The 18,677-nt window shown below is 64.9% G+C and carries 16 protein-coding genes; 7 read left to right on the top strand and 9 right to left on the bottom strand.

Annotated features, from left to right (window positions below; translation table 11 throughout):
* Window positions 1–205: 205 nt before the first annotated feature.
* A complete protein-coding gene (locus tag BX591_RS23275) occupies window positions 206–433 on the top strand; it encodes a hypothetical protein (protein ID WP_111933657.1) in 228 nt (75 codons plus the stop codon).
* A gap of 20 nt (window positions 434–453) precedes the next feature.
* Here BX591_RS23275 and hfq read toward each other — a convergent pair whose 3' ends face one another.
* Window positions 454–972, bottom strand: coding sequence for an RNA chaperone Hfq (hfq, locus tag BX591_RS23270; protein WP_111933656.1), 519 nt, complete (start codon window positions 970–972; stop codon window positions 454–456).
* Between the two features lie 348 nt (window positions 973–1,320).
* Between hfq and BX591_RS36560 the strand changes: the two genes are divergently transcribed.
* From BX591_RS36560 to BX591_RS23240, 6 genes are all read left to right on the top strand, one after another.
* Window positions 1,321–1,461, top strand: a complete 141-nt coding sequence (locus BX591_RS36560) for a hypothetical protein (RefSeq protein ID WP_167444596.1) — start codon at window positions 1,321–1,323, stop codon at window positions 1,459–1,461.
* Between the two features lie 176 nt (window positions 1,462–1,637).
* Complete coding sequence (locus BX591_RS23260; RefSeq protein ID WP_111933654.1) at window positions 1,638–2,168, top strand: sigma-70 family RNA polymerase sigma factor; 531 nt, start codon at window positions 1,638–1,640, stop codon at window positions 2,166–2,168.
* Window positions 2,168–3,091: an anti-sigma factor gene (locus BX591_RS23255; RefSeq protein ID WP_111933653.1), complete on the top strand. Its 924-nt coding sequence runs from the start codon at window positions 2,168–2,170 to the stop codon at window positions 3,089–3,091. The genes BX591_RS23260 and BX591_RS23255 overlap by 1 nt, the downstream gene beginning before the upstream one ends.
* Before the next feature lie 338 nt (window positions 3,092–3,429).
* The gene (locus BX591_RS23250; RefSeq protein ID WP_111933652.1) at window positions 3,430–3,912 is read left to right on the top strand and encodes a hypothetical protein; all 483 of its coding nucleotides are present in this window, start codon (window positions 3,430–3,432) and stop codon (window positions 3,910–3,912) included.
* A gap of 33 nt (window positions 3,913–3,945) precedes the next feature.
* The gene (locus BX591_RS23245; RefSeq protein WP_111933651.1) at window positions 3,946–5,523 is read left to right on the top strand and encodes an FAD-binding oxidoreductase; all 1,578 of its coding nucleotides are present in this window, start codon (window positions 3,946–3,948) and stop codon (window positions 5,521–5,523) included.
* Window positions 5,524–5,566: 43 nt separating this feature from the next.
* Window positions 5,567–5,989: a hypothetical protein gene (locus BX591_RS23240; RefSeq protein WP_111933650.1), complete on the top strand. Its 423-nt coding sequence runs from the start codon at window positions 5,567–5,569 to the stop codon at window positions 5,987–5,989.
* Here BX591_RS23240 and BX591_RS23235 read toward each other — a convergent pair.
* From BX591_RS23235 to BX591_RS23200, 8 genes are all read right to left on the bottom strand, one after another.
* Window positions 5,986–6,882 carry a DUF1571 domain-containing protein gene (locus BX591_RS23235; RefSeq protein WP_111933731.1) on the bottom strand — a complete coding sequence of 299 codons (897 nt, stop codon included), beginning with the start codon at window positions 6,880–6,882 and terminating at the stop codon, window positions 5,986–5,988. The genes BX591_RS23240 and BX591_RS23235 overlap by 4 nt on opposite strands.
* 124 nt (window positions 6,883–7,006) lie before the next feature.
* On the bottom strand, window positions 7,007–8,815 hold the full coding sequence (locus BX591_RS23230; protein ID WP_111933649.1) for an AMP-binding protein: 1,809 nt from the start codon (window positions 8,813–8,815) through the stop codon (window positions 7,007–7,009).
* 149 nt (window positions 8,816–8,964) lie between these two features.
* Window positions 8,965–10,266, bottom strand: a complete 1,302-nt coding sequence (locus BX591_RS23225; RefSeq protein ID WP_111933648.1) for an acetyl-CoA C-acetyltransferase — start codon at window positions 10,264–10,266, stop codon at window positions 8,965–8,967.
* Between the two features lie 37 nt (window positions 10,267–10,303).
* Window positions 10,304–11,275 (bottom strand): MaoC family dehydratase, encoded by a 972-nt coding sequence (locus BX591_RS23220; RefSeq protein ID WP_244147096.1) that lies wholly within the window; start codon window positions 11,273–11,275, stop codon window positions 10,304–10,306.
* Window positions 11,276–11,277: 2 nt separating this feature from the next.
* Window positions 11,278–12,771, bottom strand: coding sequence for a 3-oxoacyl-ACP reductase (locus BX591_RS23215; protein WP_111933647.1), 1,494 nt, complete (start codon window positions 12,769–12,771; stop codon window positions 11,278–11,280).
* 216 nt (window positions 12,772–12,987) lie between these two features.
* Window positions 12,988–15,486, bottom strand: a complete 2,499-nt coding sequence (locus BX591_RS23210; protein ID WP_111933646.1) for an acyl-CoA dehydrogenase — start codon at window positions 15,484–15,486, stop codon at window positions 12,988–12,990.
* A gap of 330 nt (window positions 15,487–15,816) precedes the next feature.
* Window positions 15,817–16,707 (bottom strand): TetR/AcrR family transcriptional regulator, encoded by an 891-nt coding sequence (locus BX591_RS23205; protein ID WP_111933645.1) that lies wholly within the window; start codon window positions 16,705–16,707, stop codon window positions 15,817–15,819.
* Between the two features lie 398 nt (window positions 16,708–17,105).
* Window positions 17,106–18,320 (bottom strand): MFS transporter, encoded by a 1,215-nt coding sequence (locus BX591_RS23200; protein WP_111933644.1) that lies wholly within the window; start codon window positions 18,318–18,320, stop codon window positions 17,106–17,108.
* Window positions 18,321–18,677 lie beyond the last annotated feature (357 nt).

Genomic DNA, 18,677 nt, shown 5'->3' with positions numbered 1-18,677 from the left:
AAACAGCACTTCAAATCATCCGGCATCAACTCGTTTTTCGTGTGTCGCTGGCTGGCATCGACGGCAAGCAAGGGGCCGCGACATTCACCGGCCGCGTGGGCCGGCGCTCACACCCTGTCGCACGACGTGAACCGGCAGTGTCCAATTCGGCAGGGACGCAGGCTGACACTCGCGGACCCTCGCGAATCACCAGGCAGCGAATCACATGGACCGGAAAAAGACCGCGAGCAGGCCGCGCTTCAACGCGCTGCACGTCGTGGAAGCAGAACTGGAACACCTGGATTGGGCCACGCGGCAACCGGCGCTACGCATGCTGGACGCCGGTTATTGGCGTCGCCGCGTGATGGCGGTGAAACATGGATTCGAACTGACAGAGCAGCAGCTAGTGCGTCTGGAGAAAATCTTGATGCGGCTCGGCCATCCTAAGGAATAGCCGAGCGCCGAAGCGGCTGCTTACTCGCTGCCGCCGTTGTTGCCGTTGTTGCCGTTACCACCATGACCGCCATGGTTGCCGCCGCCGTGGCTACCGCCGTCGCCACCGCCCGTGCCGAACAGACGCCGGCGGCGCGTCACGACCACCGGGCCGTCTGACGTGCTGCTGCTGCGATCGGGTGTGGGCCGGTCGGAAGACGGTGCGCCATACGACTCGCGCGGTTCACGCGGTTCGCGCGGCTCACGATGGTCACGCGGCTCACGCGAGCCGTGCGGCCCCCGCGTGGTGTGCTCGCCATGTGACGGACGCCCCGCGCGCGGCGCCGGACGCGTGCCGGTGTCGAGCTGGATCGTCGAGATCGCGCGTTTGTAGATGCCTTGCAGGCCGACAGGCGTGCGCAGCATCACCAGGTACTGATCGAACGACTCGATGCACCCCGTCAGGCGAATGCCGTTGACGAGATAAATCTCGACGCGCTTTCGTTCTTTGCGCGCTGCGTTCATGAAGTCGTTTTGCGGATGCGATTCTGCGGAAGCCATGGACAATTCAGGTTAGAAAGACGGTTGTTCGCCGCGATTCTACCCTGTGTGGGGGCGGAACGCGTCGGCGGGCGAACTCCGTCCACTATAACGGCTTGCGCGCACATAAGCATCTGATAACGCCTGGCTGTAACGTTGCGTTACGAATCTGCCGATGAATGGCGCATTGTTCCGCCATGCCCGGGTGGTCGGGGCGTCGATGGCGGAAAAAGAAGGGGCGTGACGAGGTCGCGAGCGGAATAAATCGTCGCTCGTCTGCGTTATGACAGGTAGGGCAGCGACGCATCGTGCGGCGAGGCCGACTGAATGTGAGGCCGACGCGTGCCGTCGGCGGTGAGGAGATTCGACATGAAACCGTCCCGCGTACTTTCCGCGATCTTCATGCTGCTCGCGCTTGCGCTAGGTTCGCTTGCGGCGAGCGCCTGCACCTCGGCCACCGACTCCGGCGCGTCGAGCAGCAGCGGGAGCGGCAGCAGCGGCGGCTATTGAATGCCACGAGTGCTGTTAGTGCCACGAGTGCAGCTAGTGCCGCCAGTGCCGCCAGTGCCGCCAGTGCCGCTAATGTTCCGGGTGCCTCCGAACCTGCCGCGTCGCGCGAGTTTTCCCGAGCGGAATCCAGGCAAGCTGGCACGGCCCGGCATTTTCCTGGGAGCGTCGCAGACGGGATGAACTTCGAAGCGGAAGTGATCTCCTGGCTGCCGCAGTTGCGTCGCTACGCGCGCGCACTGACGGGCGACAGCGCATGGGCCGACGACCTCGTGCAGGATACGGCGGAGCGCGCGCTCGCCCGTTGGACGGCGTTCCGCCCGAACAGCAATCTGCGCGCATGGCTTCTCACGATTCTGCGGCATCTGTATATCGATCAGCTACGCGGCCGCCGCGAGATCACCGTAGACGACGACAGCGCGCCGTGGCGTAACCTGGAAGCGCCGCAGGGCGAAGTGGACGGCCTGGTGCTGCGCGATTTGCAGCGCGCGTTGTACTGTCTGCCGCTCGAACAGCGTGAGGTGCTGTTGCTGGTTGGGGTGGAAGAACTGTCTTATCAGGAAGCGTCGCGTGCGCTCGGCGTGCCGGTCGGCACGGTGATGTCACGGCTCTCGCGTGCGCGTGAGCATTTGCGCGTGTTGTTGTCGCAAGGGCCGGCTCAGGAGCCGGCGCGCAAAACACCGCCGTTGAAAGTGGTGAGAAATCCGTGATGAATAACGACGACCACGAAGCTGGCTTACCCGACGGGCTCGATCTGCGAGCGCTGTCGGCGTGGGTCGACGATGAACTGCCGCCCGCCGAACGTGCCGCACTCGAAGCGAAACTCGAGCAGCATCCGCAGGCCGCCGCGCGGGTCGCGGCGTGGCGCGCGCAGAAGGCCGCGCTGCGGGTGTTGTGCGGTGTGCCGCTGCAGGGTGAATATGGCGACCGCGGCGAACGTAGCGACCGCACTGAACATGGCGAACGTAACGTGCATGGCGACCGCAACGACCGCGAGCGTCACGAATATGGCGACCGCGCCGACGCGACACCCGAGCCCACCTTTATCGTCGTGCGTCGTGCGGCGCCGTGGTGGCAGCGCGTCGGCATCGCGGCATGCTGGCTCGTCGCCGGCGCGGGCATCGCGCTGGCTTTGGGGCCGCTCGCGCCGCGCCTGACGGGCGGCGCGTGGGGCGGTCTGGGCAGCCAGCCGCCGAGCTTCGCCGAGCGTGCGGACGTTGCCTATGCGGTGTATACGCCGGAGCGGCGTCATCCGGTGGAAGTGGCCGCGAGCGACGAAGAACATCTGATCAACTGGCTCTCCAAACGCCTGAACCGGCCGCTGTCGGTGCCGTCCTTGCAGGAGTACGGTTATTCGCTCGTCGGTGGGCGTTTGTTGCCCGGCGAGGCGGGGCCGGCCGCGCAGTTCATGTACGAGAACGCCGGCGGCGCGCGGCTCACGCTGTACGTGACCGGCACCGCGCGCGACGAAACCGCGTTCCGCCTGTTCCGCGACGGCAACCGGCGCACCTTCTACTGGATCAGCGACGGCATGGGCTACGCGTTGTCCGGACCGATCGCGGAGGGCAAGCTCCGCTCCATCGCCGTCGACGTATGCAGCGCGCTCGGCGGCAAACCGGAGACGTGGCAGTGAGCTTGCAAGCGTGGCCGCGCACGGCGTGTTGCGATGAGTTCGTGTGGTGCGTTGCGAAGAAAAAAACGGATGAAAGCGGCGGATAAAGACGCGCTGTTCCCGTTCGACGCCGTCGCGCCGCAACACGCGGTAACAGAAACACCTCGCGCTTCGTTCGCCGGGCCGGAATAGCTTCACGCGACGCTTCGTTTACTCATTGCTCGATCCCGCAAGCGCGTGCCCCGATGCATGCATGCGCAACTTCTCCGCAGGATGTCGGGCAAGGCAAACCGACGGGGTCTTTACGGTGTCGATGCGTTCTTCGCGTCGCAACGCCGGCGCGTCGAGGCAGCGACATCATGTTCACCTTTCATCAGTTCGGCACGAGGCTCGGTTCCGGCGTAGCCTGTCTGTGTCTGGGCGCGCTGTGCGCCATCCCTGCGGCCGCGCAAACGGGCGCGCAAATGGACCCGGACGCGCCGTTGACCGACACCTCGACGTGCCGGTTCGTCGTGGGTCAGGCGGAGATCGACGGCGTCGTGCAGCAGGTCAGCGGGCGCGCGTGTCTGCAACCGGACGGCACCTGGCAGATCGTTCAGGACGACGCCGGGGCGCTCGCGCCGGCCTATTACTACGATCCGTGGTACTGGGGCCCGCCGGTGGTGTTCGGGGTCGGCGTGTCGGTTATTTTCGTCGACCGGTTTCATCATTTTCATCACATGGATCATGTCCGCTATGTGCGTGGTTCGTATGGCGTGGGTGGTCGCGGTGGCTGGCATGGCGGCTCGTCCATGCATGTGTGGAGCGGCGGGGCGCACATGGGGGGTGGCATGCATCGCTAGCGCGCCGCGGCTGTCGCTCGCCAGGGAGCTTCCTTGAACCGCAGCCTGCCGCCCGAACTATCCGCCGCGCAATTCGATCGCGCGCTTGCCGGTTGGCGAGCAATCGTCGGCGCGCCGCATGTCGTGACGTCGGCGGCGGGACTCGCCGCGTATCTCGATCCGTTCGCACCCGGCGAGCCCACCGCGTTTTCGGCGAGCGCGGCGCTGCTGCCGGCCTCCGTCGATGAAATCCGCGCCGTGCTACGGATCGCCAACGAATACCGCATTCCGTTGTGGACAGTTTCGACCGGCCGCAACTTTGCGTATGGCGGCGCGGCGCCGCGTTTGTCCGGATCGGTCGTGCTCGATCTGCAACGGCTGAACCGCATCCTCGAAGTGAACGAGACGCTGGCCTATGCGCTGGTCGAACCGGGCGTGAGTTACTTCGATCTGTCCGCGCATTTGCGCGACAAGGGCTACCGGTTGTGGGTCGATCCGCCCGCCGCCGGGTGGGGCAGCGTGGTCGGCAATACACTCGAACGCGGCTTCGGCTATACCGACTACGGCGATCACGCGGCGACGCAATGCGGCATGGAAGTGGTGCTTGCCAACGGCGACGTGTTGCGCACCGGCATGGGCGGGATCGATGTCGGCACCGCATGGCAGCTGTATCGGCCGGGCTACGGACCGTCGTTCGACGCGATGTTCATGCAGTCGAATTACGGCATCGTCACGAAGCTGGGGGTCTGGTTGATGCCCGCGCCGCCCGCCTATCTGCTCGGTGAAATCCAGTTTCAGCATGAAACGGATCTCGACGCGATCGTGGAAATCTTGCGGCCGTTACGGCTCGACGACACGATCCGCAACAACGCGGTAATCGAAGGCGGCTTGCGTCGCGCGGCGGGACTGTCGTCGCGCGCACAGTGGTACGACGGCGCGGGCGCCATGCCGGAGAGCGCGGTGACGGCCATGCTGGAGAAACTGCAGGTCGGCCGCTGGAATCTGCATTTCGCGCTGTACGGTACGCCGGAATTGATCGACGCGCGCTACGCGATCGTGCAGCGCGCCTTTGCTCGCGTGCCGCAGGCGAGGTTGTCGGCCACACGCTATGCGGGCGATGCGCAGCCCGTGGCGGGCGGGGATCGCAACCTCGCCGGCATTCCGGCGATGAGCGCGTTTCGCATGCTCGACTGGCGCGGCGGCACGGGCGCGCATGTGGACTTCGCGCCGGTGTGTCCGGCGAGCGGGCGCGACGCATTGCGTCAATACATGATGATCAAGACGCGCGCCGCGGAATACGGCTTCGATTACTACGGGGGTTTTACGGCGGGCGTGCGTCATCTGCATCACATTTTCGCGGCGATTTTCGATCGTGACGACGCGAACCAGCTCGAGCAGGCCGGCGCGTTATTGCGTTCGCTGATGAGCGATGCGCGTGCGGCGGGATACGGTCAATATCGGGCGCATCTGGCGTATATGGATTTTGCGGCCGCGCAGTACGGATTCAACGACGGCGCGCTGTTGCGGCTGTCGGAAACGATCAAGGACGCGCTCGATCCGAACGGCATCCTTGCGCCGGGCAAGCAGGGGATCTGGCCGGAGAAATGGCGGGACCGGCGGGGCTATACGTGAACGGGGCGGCGAACCGCCCGCGTCGCGGCGACAGGATCAGGCCATGGACCGACGCACTTTCATGTTGAGCGGCGCGTGGTTGTCGAGCACCGCAGCGGGTGGCGCCTGGCCCTCGCTTGCGCGGGCCGCCGTGCCTCGCGATACGCTGGCGATTGTCGACACCACGCTGACGCACGGTCCGGCGTGCGCCGACTACGCCAGGCGTTTGAAGCTCGCGCTCTTCGAACCGGGCGACGACATCGGCGCGCTCTGGTACACCACGCTTGCGCCGCGTCTCGATGATCGAACTGTGTGGTGGACGCAGCCGTCGTTGATCGGCCTCATGCGTGGTTCCGATTACTTTGTGCTCAAGCAACTCGCCACGCGCGCAGGATATCGGGTCGAGGTGCGCGGCGGACGCGACAAGGCGTCGATCTCGCCGTTCGCCCCTGTCCCCTTCGTTTTCACCGCCCACCCGCAGCACTAAAACTTATACGCCTTGTTCTTCGGATCGAAGGTCGAATCGTCGAAGGTTTTCGGCGTGATGGTCTCGAACACGATCTTCTCGAAGAGCTTGCCGTCGTTGTTATACGACTCGACGGTGCGGAAATACGGATGCCGCAGATCGAGTCCGAGCGTTTCCTTCTTCGCATAGAACTGCGGCTGGCCGGTCGGCGTTTCGAAGGTGAAGGCCACCACGCGCACGCCGTCGATGGTTTGGACTTCCACCTGGGTCGAGCGCGGCAGGCCGGCCTCGACATATTTCTTGCCTTCGGACAGGTACTGGGCGGCAATGTACTCGGTGCCGAGATCGCGCACCTGGTGATTCGATTGCGCGCGGGCCAGCGCGCCGTTCAGCGAGGTCCACAACGGCATCACGTTCATGATGCCGCCGAGATGCCCGTACATTTCATCGGTGCGCTTGGACTCGTCGTAGATGATTTCCTGGCCTGCATGCGCGCCGTCGGGCAGCCACTTTGCGTAGATCCGCAGCGGGTCGTGCGCGAGACGCACCAGCATGTGATCGGGCTTATCGGGCCACTGGCCATGAATGCGTTCCGAACGCGCCATCGTGAACTCGTACGACGGGTAGCCGTTCGGGCCTTCCTTGATATAGCGCGGCAAGGTCAGCGGATCGAGCGACTGGAACAGCGCGACCAGTTGCGCGTCGTCGAGTTTTTCGAGCGCACCGCTCTGTTGCGCGGCGCGCAGCCACTTGACCTGCTGGTCCAGCGTGAGCTTGCCGACCTGGGAGGACGGCGTGGTCGGCGCCTTCACGCTGGAGGCCGTATCGAGCGGCGGCGGGGTGTCGTCGTTTTGCGCGAACGCGCACGGCGCGGCGAGACCGAAGGCCAGCGCCGCCAACGCGGCGGCCAGCATGGCGTGTGACGTGGTCTTGCGCGCTGCGCTGCGCGGGACCTGAGCCATGACCGCCGAGGAGCGGTGTGACAGGCGGTGCATCATGAATCTCTCCGAAATTAAGCGACGCAAAGCGCCTTGCCTGTCAGGCAGCCTTTTGCTTCGCGAGTTCCTCGTCGCGCAGCGCGCGGCGCAGAATCTTGCCGACGTTGGTTTGCGGCAGCTCGTCGCGGAACTCGACGAGCTTCGGCACCTTGTAGCCGGTCAGATTCTTGCGGCAATGGGCGATCACCTGTTCCGCGGTCAGCGACGGGTTGCGCTTGACGATGAACACCTTCACGCGCTCGCCCTGGGATTCGTCGGGCACGCCGATTGCCGCCACCTCGCGCACGTCCGGATGCGCGGCGATCACGTCTTCGATTTCGTTCGGGTAGACGTTGAAGCCGGACACCAGGATCATGTCCTTCTTGCGGTCGATCAGGCGAATGAAGCCGCGCGAGTCCATCACGCCAATGTCGCCGGTGGCGAGCCAGCCTTCGTCGTCGATCACCTTGGCGGTTTCGTCCGGCCGATTCCAGTAGCCTTTCATCACCTGCGGTCCCTTCACGCACAATTCGCCCGCCTCGCCGATGCCGGCCCAACTGCCGTCGTCTTTCCTGAAGCGCACCTGGGTGGACGGCGCGGGCAGGCCGATCGAGCCTTCGAAGTCGCGCATGTTGCTCAGGTCGACCGGATTCATCGAGACGATCGGCGAGCATTCGGTGAGGCCGTAGCCTTCGATGATCGGCTTGCCGGTGACGGCCTTGAAACGCTCGGCCACCGACTTCTGCGTCGCCATGCCACCGGCCATCGCGAGTTTCAGGTTCGAAAAGTCGCGCTTGCAGAACTCCTCGTTGTCGAGGAACGCGTTGTAGAGCGTATTCACGGCGGTCATGCCGGTAAATTTCTCGTGACGGATGATCATCATCACGCGCTTCATGTCGCGCGGATTGGCGATCAGGATGTTGCGCCCGCCGAGTCCCATGAAGATCAGCGCATTCACCGTCAGCGAGTAGATGTGATAAAGCGGCAGCGGCGTGAGCACGGTTTCGATCTCGCCGGTCAATTGCCCTTCGGACCACGCTTTCGCCTGCAGCAGGTTGGCGATGATGTTCTTGTGCGTGAGCATCGCCCCCTTGGCGACGCCGGTGGTGCCGCCGGTGTATTGCAGGAACGCGATGTCGTTATGCGCGAGACGCACGGGCGTGACCGGCCGCGTGTAACCGGTGGCGAGCGCACTGAGCAGCGGCACGGCTTGCGGCAGGTTGTAGGCGGGGACCATTTTCTTCACGTGCCGCAGCATGAAGTTGAGCAGACGTCCCTTCAGATTCAGACCGTCGGCGAGCAGATCGCCGAGCCCCGTCACGATGACGTTCTGGATCCTGGTGCCGGGTAGCGAGTCTTCCACCGTCTTCGCGAAGTTCTCGAACACGATGATCGTGGTCGCACCGCTGTCTTTCAATTGATGCGCGAGCTCGCGCACGGTGTACAACGGATTGACGTTGACCACCACGCCGCCGGCTTTCAGCACGCCGAACAGGGATACCGGATACTGGAACGTGTTCGGCAACATGATCGCGACACGCTCGCCGGGCTGCACGCCGATACTTTGCAGATAGGCGGCGAACGCGGTGGCCTTGCGGCCGAGCTCGCCGTAGGTCAGGTTGGCGCCGACGCTCACATACGCGACCCGCTCGCGGAACTTCGCGACGCACTCGTCGAAGAACTGCGGAATCGATTCGTATTGGCCGACGTCGATGTCATGCGGTACGTCGTGCGGATAGGAGGCGTACCAGATGCCGTCGGTGTTCGGTGCGGCGGAGGCGGCGCGGGTCGCGCCGGTTGCGTGCGCGGCATGCACGGCGCTCGACGCCTGATCGGCGGGCGAGAGCGGGGATTGAGCGGGCTGGGTCATCGGTCGTCTCCTGAAGCGGTGGCTTCATCTGTTTGTGTGCTGGTCGTGTGGCCAGTCATCCGGGCGTGCGTCGAAGCGATCCAAAACAAAGTTTGCAGCAATCTTTCGCGAAGCAACACTATTCGTTGGGGCCGGCCACGCGCGCCGGCTCAACGCTCCAGAATCGCCACCACGCCCTGGCCGCCCGCCGCGCAGATCGAGATCAGCCCGCGCGCGGTGCCGGCCGGTTTGTCGAGTTGCGCAAGCATCTTCGCCAGGCCGGCGACAATGCGCCCGCCGGTCGCCGCGAAAGGATGACCGGTCGCGAGCGAGCTGCCGTTCACGTTCAGTTTCGTGCGGTCGATCGCGCCGAGCGGTCCGGGCAAGCCGAGCTGCGTGCGGCAATACTCGTCATCCTGCCACGCGGTGAGCGTGCACAACACCTGGGCGGCGAACGCCTCGTGAATTTCGTAGAGATCGAAGTCCTGCAGCGTGAGGCCGGCGCGCGCGAGCATGCGCGGCACGGCATAGGCCGGCGCCATCAGCAGGCCTTCTTTCTTGTCGAAAAAGTCGACTGCGGCGGTTTCGGACCAACTCAGATAAGCGAGCACCGGCAGGCCATGTTGCGCGGCCCATGCCTCGCTCGCGAGCAGCACGGCGGAGGCGCCGTCGGTGAGCGGCGTCGAATTGCCGGCGGTCAGCGTGCCGGCGTCGCGGTCGAACACCGGCTTCAGACTCGCGAGTTTTTCGAGCGTGAGGTCGGCGCGCAGATTGTTGTCGCGCGAGAGGCCGCGATACGGCGTCATCAGATCGTTGACGAAGCCGCGTGCGTACGCTTCGTTGAGCTTGCGGTGGCTGTCGTAGGCGAGCACGTCCTGCGCCTCGCGCGAAATGTTCCAGCGCTTGGCCATCAGCTCGCAATGCTCGCCCATCGACAGGCCGGTGCGCGGCTCGCCATTGCGCGGCAACAGCGGCTTGAAGAACATGCCGGGCCGCAGCTTGGTCAGCGCGCCGACGCGCTGGCCGGTGCTGCGGCTGCGATTCACCTCGAGCAGGATTTTGCGCATCCGCTCGTTGACGCCGATCGGCGCGTCCGAAGTCGTATCCACGCCGCCCGCGATGCCCACCTCGATCTGCCCCAGCGCGATCTTGTTGGCGACGAGGATCGCCGCTTCGAGTCCGGTGCCGCAGGCCTGCTGCACGTCGTAGGCGGGGGTTTCCTTCGCGAGCGTGGTGGACAGCACCGCTTCGCGCGTCAGATTGAAGTCGCGCGAATGCTTGATGACGGCGCCCGCCGCGACTTCGCCCAGTCGCTCGCCATGCAGGTTGTAGCGATCGATCAGGCCTTGCAGCGTGAAGGTCAGCATGTCCTGATTCGACGCGGTCGCGTACGCGGTGTTCGAGCGGGCGAATGGAATCCGGTTGCCCCCGACAATGGCGACGCGGCGCACGGCTGGCTGCGGGTGAGTCATGCTCGGCTCCTTGAGGTTCTTGTTGTGATGAGGCGGCTCATAGCAGTTTCCACTGCATGCGGCCACGCAGATGCGGTTTTTCGCCGCCGATGTCGCGCACTTCGATATCGCGTTCGATCAGCGAAGCCGACGCGCTCCACAACGAGGCTTCGCCGGGCAGCAGCATCGGCAATTTGAATTCGGCGCTGAGCGTGCCTTCGGCGAGCGGCTTGGGCGGCTGCAGCGCGGCGGCGGCGCGCGCCAGGGTCCACATGCCGTGGGCGATCGCGCGCGGGAAACCGAAGGCCTTCGCGGACAGCGCGCTGAGGTGGATCGGGTTGTAGTCGCCCGAGACCTTCGCGTAGTCGCGGCCCAGTTGCGACGGCAACTGCCAGCGCGCGATGCGCTGCAGCGCGTCGGGCCCGAGTTCGAGCGGCGCGAGCGCGCTGCCGGTTGCCGGCACGCCGCGTTTCAGATAGACGCTGTCGCCGTCCCACACCGCTTCGCCGCGCCGGTACAGACGCGTGTGCAGCACGAACGCCTGACCCTTGTCGTGGCGCAGCAGCGCGCCGAATTCGACTTCCACGCGCAGCAGATCTTTATAGGCGAGCGGGCGGCGCAGGCGCACGTGATTGGCCAGATGCACGAGTCCGAGCGCGGGCCACGGAAACGCCGGATCGGTCAGCATCAGCAGATGCAGCGGAAACGCGAGCAGATGCGGATAGGTGAGCGGCACCCCGTGCTCGGGGATGAAGCCGCACACCCGCGCATAACGCCAGACCGCGCCCGGATCGAGCGCGACGGCGGGGCGCACGAGGCGTAGCGCCGGCAGTTGCGTGGGCCGGCCGCGCTTGACGATGCCGGACAACGCGCGCGCATAGAGTTTGGCGGGCGCGGGCAGCGGTTCGACCACAACGGTTTTCGGCCGCACCGCGTTGGGGCGCGGGTCGCCGAACGCACCTGAGGCACCTGAGGCACCTGAGGCACCCGAGGCGCCGCGGTCGTCGGACGGATCGCCGGGCTCGGCCATGCTCACGCTCCAATCAAACTTTGGCCGCACACGCGCACGATCTGGCCGGTGACCCCCGCCGACCCCGGATGCGCGAGCCACGCGATGGTCTGCGCGACATCGACCGGCTGGCCGCCCTGGCTCATCGAGTTCATGCGGCGGCCGGCCTCGCGGATGGCGAGCGGAATCTTCGCGGTCATCTGCGTTTCGATAAAGCCGGGCGCCACCGCGTTGATCGTGATGCCGCGCGCGCGCAGATGCGGCGCCATGCTCTGAACCCGGCCGATCACGCCGGCCTTCGAGGTGGCGTAATTGGTCTGGCCGAGATTGCCCGCGATGCCGCTGATCGACGACACCGCGACGATCCGCCCGCCGTCGCGCAGAATGCCGGCGGCGAGCAAGGCGTCGTCGATCCGTTCCTGCGCACCGAGGTTGATGTCGATGACGTTTTGCCACGCGGCGGCGGTCATCTTCGCGATGGTTTTGTCTTTCGTGATGCCGGCGTTGTGGACGACGATGTCCACGCCCTGTTCGTCGAGCGCGGCGGCGATCTGTGCGGGCGCTTCGGGCGCGGCGATGTCGAAGGCGAGGGCGCTGCCGTTCAGTTGCCGCAGGGTGGCCTCGAGCGCGTCGCGCGCCGACGGGATGTCGATGCCGATCACGTGCGCGCCTTCGGCCGCCAGCGCGCTCGCAATCGCGGCGCCGATGCCGCGTGCCGCGCCCGTGACGACCGCGCGCCGGCCGGCGAGGGGTTGGGCCCAGTCGAATCCGGGCGGCGGCGAGGCGGCCCCTGCCACGTCGTTTGCGCCGCTGCCCAGGCTCGCGTCCGACGCGTGGCGCAGGCCGCTCGCGCCGCTCGAAGCGCTTTCGCCCGCCGTGCCGATCCGCACCACCTGGCCCGACACATACGCCGACCGTGGCGACAGAAAAAATCGCAACGTCGCTTCAATCCCGCTTTCCGCGCCGTGCTCGACGTACACGAGGTTCGACGTGATACCGCGCCGCGCCTCCTTGCCGAGCGAGCGCGTGAGGCCCTCGAGCGCGCGCTGCGCGGTCCACTGGCGCGGCTTCGCGCAGCGCTCCGGCGGCCGCCCCAGCACGACGATGCGACCGCACTTGCCGAGCGAGCGCAGCGTGTCGTGAAAGAAGCCATGCAGCGGTTCCAGCTGGCTGCTGTCCTCGATGCCGCTCGCATCGAACAGCAGGGCGGCGAGCTTGCCGTGCGAGCCGCCCTCCGCGGCTTCGAAGCGGCCCGTCATCAGGCCGCGGCGATTCGCCAGCGGCACCCATAGCCCCGCGCTTTCATGCGCGACGCTGGTCACGCCGATGCTCGCCACCAGATTGGCGAGCGCGTCGAGCAGATGCGGTTCGCGGCCCGCGCCGAGCGCCACCATGCCGCCGAATTCAGGCTGGTCCGCGCGATAGCGGTGCAGCACCTCGGGCTTCGGCAAGCCGAGCGAACGCGCGAGGCGCGCACCGAATGGCGAGTTGACGAAGTTCAGGTATGAGTCGTTCATAGCGTGATTTGCTCCGCTGGCCACGTCCCGTACGCGCCGCTCCCGGCCGGTGCTTCGAAGCTTGAGCCGGTGGGGCTCGCCTCGTCGAGCGCCGCTTCAGGGGGCGCGCCGAAGGAGGGCCCCTTGCGGGACGTCAAACGTGTGTCAGTGTGCACTGAGTTCGGCGCCACGGGTGCGCCATCCCGGGATGTTTTTTTCATACGGTTCTGGTGGCGCTCAGGCCGCCAGTTCCAGTGCCTTGTCGAGCGATTCCTTGCGCTTCTGCAAACTCTCGAACAGGTCGAAGTCGGCCGGGAAGTCGTCGACCTTCACGACGTGCGCGCCATAGCGTGCATAGTCGTCCAGCACGCGGCGCTCGTCGGCGTCGATCAGGCCTTGACGCTGCGCCACGTCGGTCCACGCGCCCAGTTGCGGCAGGCTCTGCGGCATCGGCTCGAGCAGGCCCTGCTTGACGGCGTCGCGCAGCTTTTGCTCGATCTGCGTGAAGCGCGGGTTCAACTGGAACACCAGTTCGCCGTAGCCGAGCGCATCCACGTCCGGGTGCGGCACGTACGAGTCCGACACCAGGCGCTCGCGTGCCGCGCCGGGCGTCTGCATCAACTCGGCGATCTCGCTGCCGAGACGGTCGGACGGCTCGCGGTACGGCAGTCCGAACGGGAACGCGAGCGCGCGCACGAGGCCTGCGGCGAGACGGTTCGGATAGTTGGCGAGCACGCCGTCGAGTGCGTGTTGCGCCTTGTACAGCGAATCTTCGACGCCCCAGCGCACCAACGGCAGGTCGTCCTGCTGACGGCCTTCGTCCTCGAAACGCTTGAGCGTTGCCGAAATCAGATAGAGCTGCGATAGCACGTCGCCGAGCCGTCCGGAGATACGTTCACGACGCTTCAGATCGCCGCCGAGCACGAACATGGAGACGTCGGCGAGTAGCGCGAAGGCGGTCGACAGACGGGTGGCCGCGCGGTAGTACGCGTGCAGCGGTGCGTACGCCGTGCGCGGCGCGGCGATCACCGCGCCGCCCGTGATGCCGTAGACCAGACTGCGCACCACGTTGGAGAGCGTGAAGCCGACGTGGCCGAAGAAGGCGTCGTCGAAATCGCGCAGTGCCTTGGCGTGATCGGTTTCGCGGGTCGCGGCCATTTCCTTCAGCACGTACGGATGACAACGAATCGCGCCCTGACCGAAGATGATCAGGCAGCGCGTGAGAATGTTCGCGCCTTCCACGGTGATCGCGATCGGCACCTGCTGATAGGCGCGCGCGAGAAAGTTCGACGGCCCCATGCAGATGCCCTTGCCGGCGGCGATGTCCATGCCGTCGTTGATGACCATACGGGCGCGCTCGGTGATGTGATACTTGGCGATCGCCGAAATCACCGACGGCTTTTCGCCGAGATCGACCGCGTGCGCGGATAGCCGCCGCGCGGCGTCCATCACGTACAGGTTGCCGCCCATGCGGCCGAGTGCTTCCTGCACGCCCTCGAACTTGCCGACGGCGGTGCGGAACTGGCGGCGTACCGCCGCGTAGGCGCCGGTGCCGCGCACGGCGATTTTCGCCATGCCCACGTTCGACGACGGCAGCGAAATCGCCCGGCCCGCCGCGAGACATTCCATCAGCATGCGCCAGCCGTTGCCGACCTGCGCGCGACCGCCGATCACCCAGTCGAGCGGGATGAAGACGTCCTTGCCGGAGTTCGGGCCGTTCTGGAACACCGCGTTCAACGGCCAGTGACGGCGGCCGATATTCACGCCCGGATGGTCGGTCGGAATCAGCGCGCAGGTAATGCCGGGTTCGTCGTTCGGGCCGAGCAGATGGTCCGGATCGAGCGCGCGGAACGCGAGACCGAGCACGGTCGCGATCGGGCCGAGCGTGATGTAGCGCTTGTCCCAGGTGACGCGAAAGCCGAGCGTTTCACGGCCTTCGAACAGGCCCTTGCAGACGATGCCGAGGTCGGGAATCGCTGCGGCGTCCGAACCCGCGTACGGACTCGTCAATGCGAAGCAGGGGATTTCTTCACCGCGCGCGAGGCGTGGCAGATAGTGGTTCTTTTGCTCTTCGGTGCCGTAATGCATCAGCAGTTCGGCGGGGCCGAGCGAGTTCGGCACCATCACCGAGACGGCGGCGGCCGAGCAGCGCGTGGCGAGCTTCATGATGACCTGCGAATGCGCATACGCGGAGAACTGTTTGCCGCCGTACTGCTTCGGAATGATCATGCCGAGAAAGCCGCGTTCCTTGATGTATTGCCAGGTTTGCGGCGACAGGTCCTGCCAGACCATGGTCGTTTCCCAGTCGTTCGCGAGATCGCAGAGCCGTTCGCATTCGACGTCGAGGAACGCCTGTTCTTCCGCCGTCAGCGTGGCGGGACCGTAGCCGAGCAGCGTGTCCCAGTGCGGGCGTCCCGAGAACAGTTCAGCGTCCCACCAGACCGTGCCGGCCTCGATCGCGTCGCGTTCGGTCGGCGACATCTCCGGCAGGATCTTGCGGAACACGTCGAGCACGGGTTTCGCGAGCCACGCGCGACGCAGCGGCTTCACCGCGAGGACGAGGGCGGGGAGGACGAACACAATCGCAAGCAACGTCGTCGCCACCGGGCCCGCTGCGCCGCTGATATGCGCGGCCGCGACCCAGACGATCAGGAAGGCCAGCCACCAGGCAGCGCGCGCCTGAACGTAGACGAGCGCCAGGGCGGCAATGACGAGCACTAGGATGAACCACGGCATGACGTTTCCTCCTGTTTCGATGGTGCGTGCGAACGCCTCCACGGGGCGCGGACGGGCTCGCGTTCTGTTGATTCTGTTGATTCCGTTGCTTCGGTTCGCGGGCGGCGTTGCCGGTGTCTTGATTCGGTTACTGGTTCCTGGTTCGACACCGCGACGTCGCTTAGGTGCGGGTTTTAGACGGGCCGTTCGACTCGGGTATTTTCATGAGCACGTTTCATTCCGCGTTTTGCGTGGACGGACCGTTACGGTGCCGTCCACGTTGATCTGCCCGACGTATTGCTTTGGCGTTGCTTTTGCCTTGCTTTTGCGTTGATCCGCATGCGGTTGCGCTTAAGCCGTGCCGTGCAGCGCGTGTTGAAACGAACTGGCGTCCATGGTGCCGCCGCGGCGTTCGCCGTCTCGCGCATCCGTTGAATCGGATTCCGTCGACTGCATTGCGCCTTGCTCCGTCGATCGCATCGCGCCGGCCGGGCTCGCCGCCTGCGCGGCGCTTTCCAGCGGACAATCCACACCGCTCTCCGTCGCGTCGCCCAGCACCGCGGCGAACGCGGCCAGTTGCGTGCTGTCGGGCAGCGGCGCCTTGAGCGCGGCCACCATCAGCGACGCCAGACGCGCGATCAACTGCAGATCGTTCATCGACTTGCCCTGCGAGAACTCGGAGATCAGGCTGTCGGTATCGGTGCCCGCCAGCACACCCGACAACGCGCCGATCGCGAAGTGCAGACGCCAGCCGAGTTCCTCGCGCGGCAGATGCGGCAGCGCCCGCTGGAACGCGTCGAAAAAGCGCACCGCCACCGACTCGTAATGCGCATTCAGAAAGTCGCGAATGAACGACGACGGGTCCGTGTACGCGCGCCCCAGCAAGCGCAGAAACGCCTTGCCGCCCACCCGCGGATCGCGCGACAGACGCAGTGCCGGAATGAACATCGCGCCGAGCACGTGCTCGCAGGTCAGACGCGCGCCGAGCATTTCGTCGAAGCGATCGAGCAGTTTGAGGCGCTCCTGATTCAGCCTGTCGAGGCGGCGCGACAGCATCGAGTGAATCAGCGATTCCTTGCTGCCGAAGTGATAGTTGACCGCCGCGAGATTCACTTCGGCACGCGAAGTAATCTGGCGCAGCGACATCGCCTCGTAGCCGCATTCGATAAAGAGGGTTTCGGCGGCGTCGAGGATGCGGGACTTCGTATCGCCGGCGTGCCGGCCTGTTGTGCGAACTGCCATGTTGCGTCTCCCAGTTGCCGGGCGTCCGGCCCGCAAACAAGCGATTCAAATGTTGATTTGAAACAGCCGTTTTTTTCAGGATAAGAAGAATGAGGACTGCGATCAAGTGTCCGCTGTGGACTAACTCCTCTAGAAGACCTGACGAAAGTCTGGCTTTCCCGGTTTGCGCGGTGCGTCAAAACGCGCGGAAATAAAAAAGGCCGTTCCGATCGAAATCGGAACGGCCTCGTATGGCGTTGCTACTCTGATTGGTCCTGCTTTTGGCCCGGCTTACTGCTGCATTCTGTTGGCGACGCTGGCTTCTCGTCGTGGCGGATCGAGCCGCCTTTGTGCCTATTGTGCCCTAATGCGACGGCGAGTGGGCCGGCAAAATAGCTGTTTAGTTCGAACGCTTGAATCTAGGCCACGGCCTCTTTCGCCGACTGCGTCATGTCGATGCCGCGACGCTCGCGGCTAAACGGAATCAGCACCGCGATCACCACCGCGACGATGCCGATCACCGTGCCCATGATCAGCGCGTAGTTGTTGCCGTGCGCTTCCGCAGCGCTCGCTTGCAGCGGGCCGTTCACCGAGGCGATCAGATTGCCGAGCTGATACACGAGACCGGGGAACGTAGCGCGGATTTCATCGGGCGAGATTTCGTTCAGGTGAACCGGAATGACACCCCATGCGCCTTGCACGGAGATCTGCATCAGGAACGCGCCGAGCGCGAGCAGAATCGGCGTGCTCGAAAACGCCCACAGCGGCAGCACCGGCAACGCGATCAGCGCGGCGATGAAGATGGCGCGCTTGCGGCCGATCCTCTCCGACAGCGAGCCGAAGAACAGCCCGCCGCAAATCGCGCCGACGTTCAGCGTGATCGTGATCCACGACACCGTATGCGCGTCGAACTGATGCTGCACGCGCAGGAAGGTCGGATACAGATCCTGCGAGCCGTGCGAGAAGAAGTTGAACGCGGTCATCAAAATGATCGCGTAGATCGACAGCCCGACGTTCTGCTTGAGCGTGGCCACCAGGCCCGGACGGGCTTTCTTTTCGAGCGTCTGGAACGCGGGCGATTCCGGCACGTGCGCGCGCACATACAGCACGAGCAGCGCGGGCAACACGCCGACGAAGAACATGCCGCGCCAGCCGATGTATTGATAGAACACGCCGAACACCACCGACGCGAGCAGGTAACCGCTCGGGTAGCCGGCCTGCAGCAGACCGGAAACGAAGCCGCGCGACTTCGGCGGCACGGTTTCCATGGTCAATGCGCCGCCGACACCCCATTCGCCGCCCATCGCGATACCGAACAACGCGCGCAGCACGAGCAGGGTGGTCAGATTCGGCGAGAAGCCGGACAGCAATTCCAGCAGCGAGAAGCAAGCGATGTTGACCATCAGCGTGGGACGGCGGCCGTATTTGTCGGCGAGCCAGCCGAAAATCAATGCGCCGACCGGACGCATCATCAAGGTCAGCATGATGCCGAAGGCAACCGCCGGGATTTTCGTATTGAACTCCGCCGCGATATCTTTCAATACGAACACCATTAGAAAGAAATCGAATGCGTCGAGGGTCCAGCCCAGATAGGCGGCGATCGTGACGTTTCTCTGTTCCCGTGTCCAGCTCATTGATTGTTCTCCTGAGTCCCCAATTACCCGTGTTTCACGACGGGCGGCTCTGCAGCCCCGCAGCCCCGTGGCATGGGCTTCGAGCGAGTGTACGCCGAGCGTTAAGCGCTTGCATGAATGAACGCGCTTTTATCCGTATTAATCCCTGGAACGGATTTGATATCGCATTGCGATGCAGGCTTTATGTTTGGTTAATGTAATTATTGTAGTAATTTAGTTTGGATTTAAGTTAGTTATTTGTAATGTAAATTCAATACCGGTTCGGCGGATGAACTGTGGAAGGCAGATTGGCAAGCCACAGGTTCACTCAACCTATGCGTATAGCGCATTAGTCGAGATTAAAAATCAATTGGACTC

The organism is Paraburkholderia bryophila (genome assembly GCF_003269035.1).
GTDB classification, from domain to species: domain Bacteria; phylum Pseudomonadota; class Gammaproteobacteria; order Burkholderiales; family Burkholderiaceae; genus Paraburkholderia; species Paraburkholderia bryophila.
Note: the sequence above shows the minus strand (reverse complement) of the source record. Positions and strands in the feature narration are given on the sequence as shown.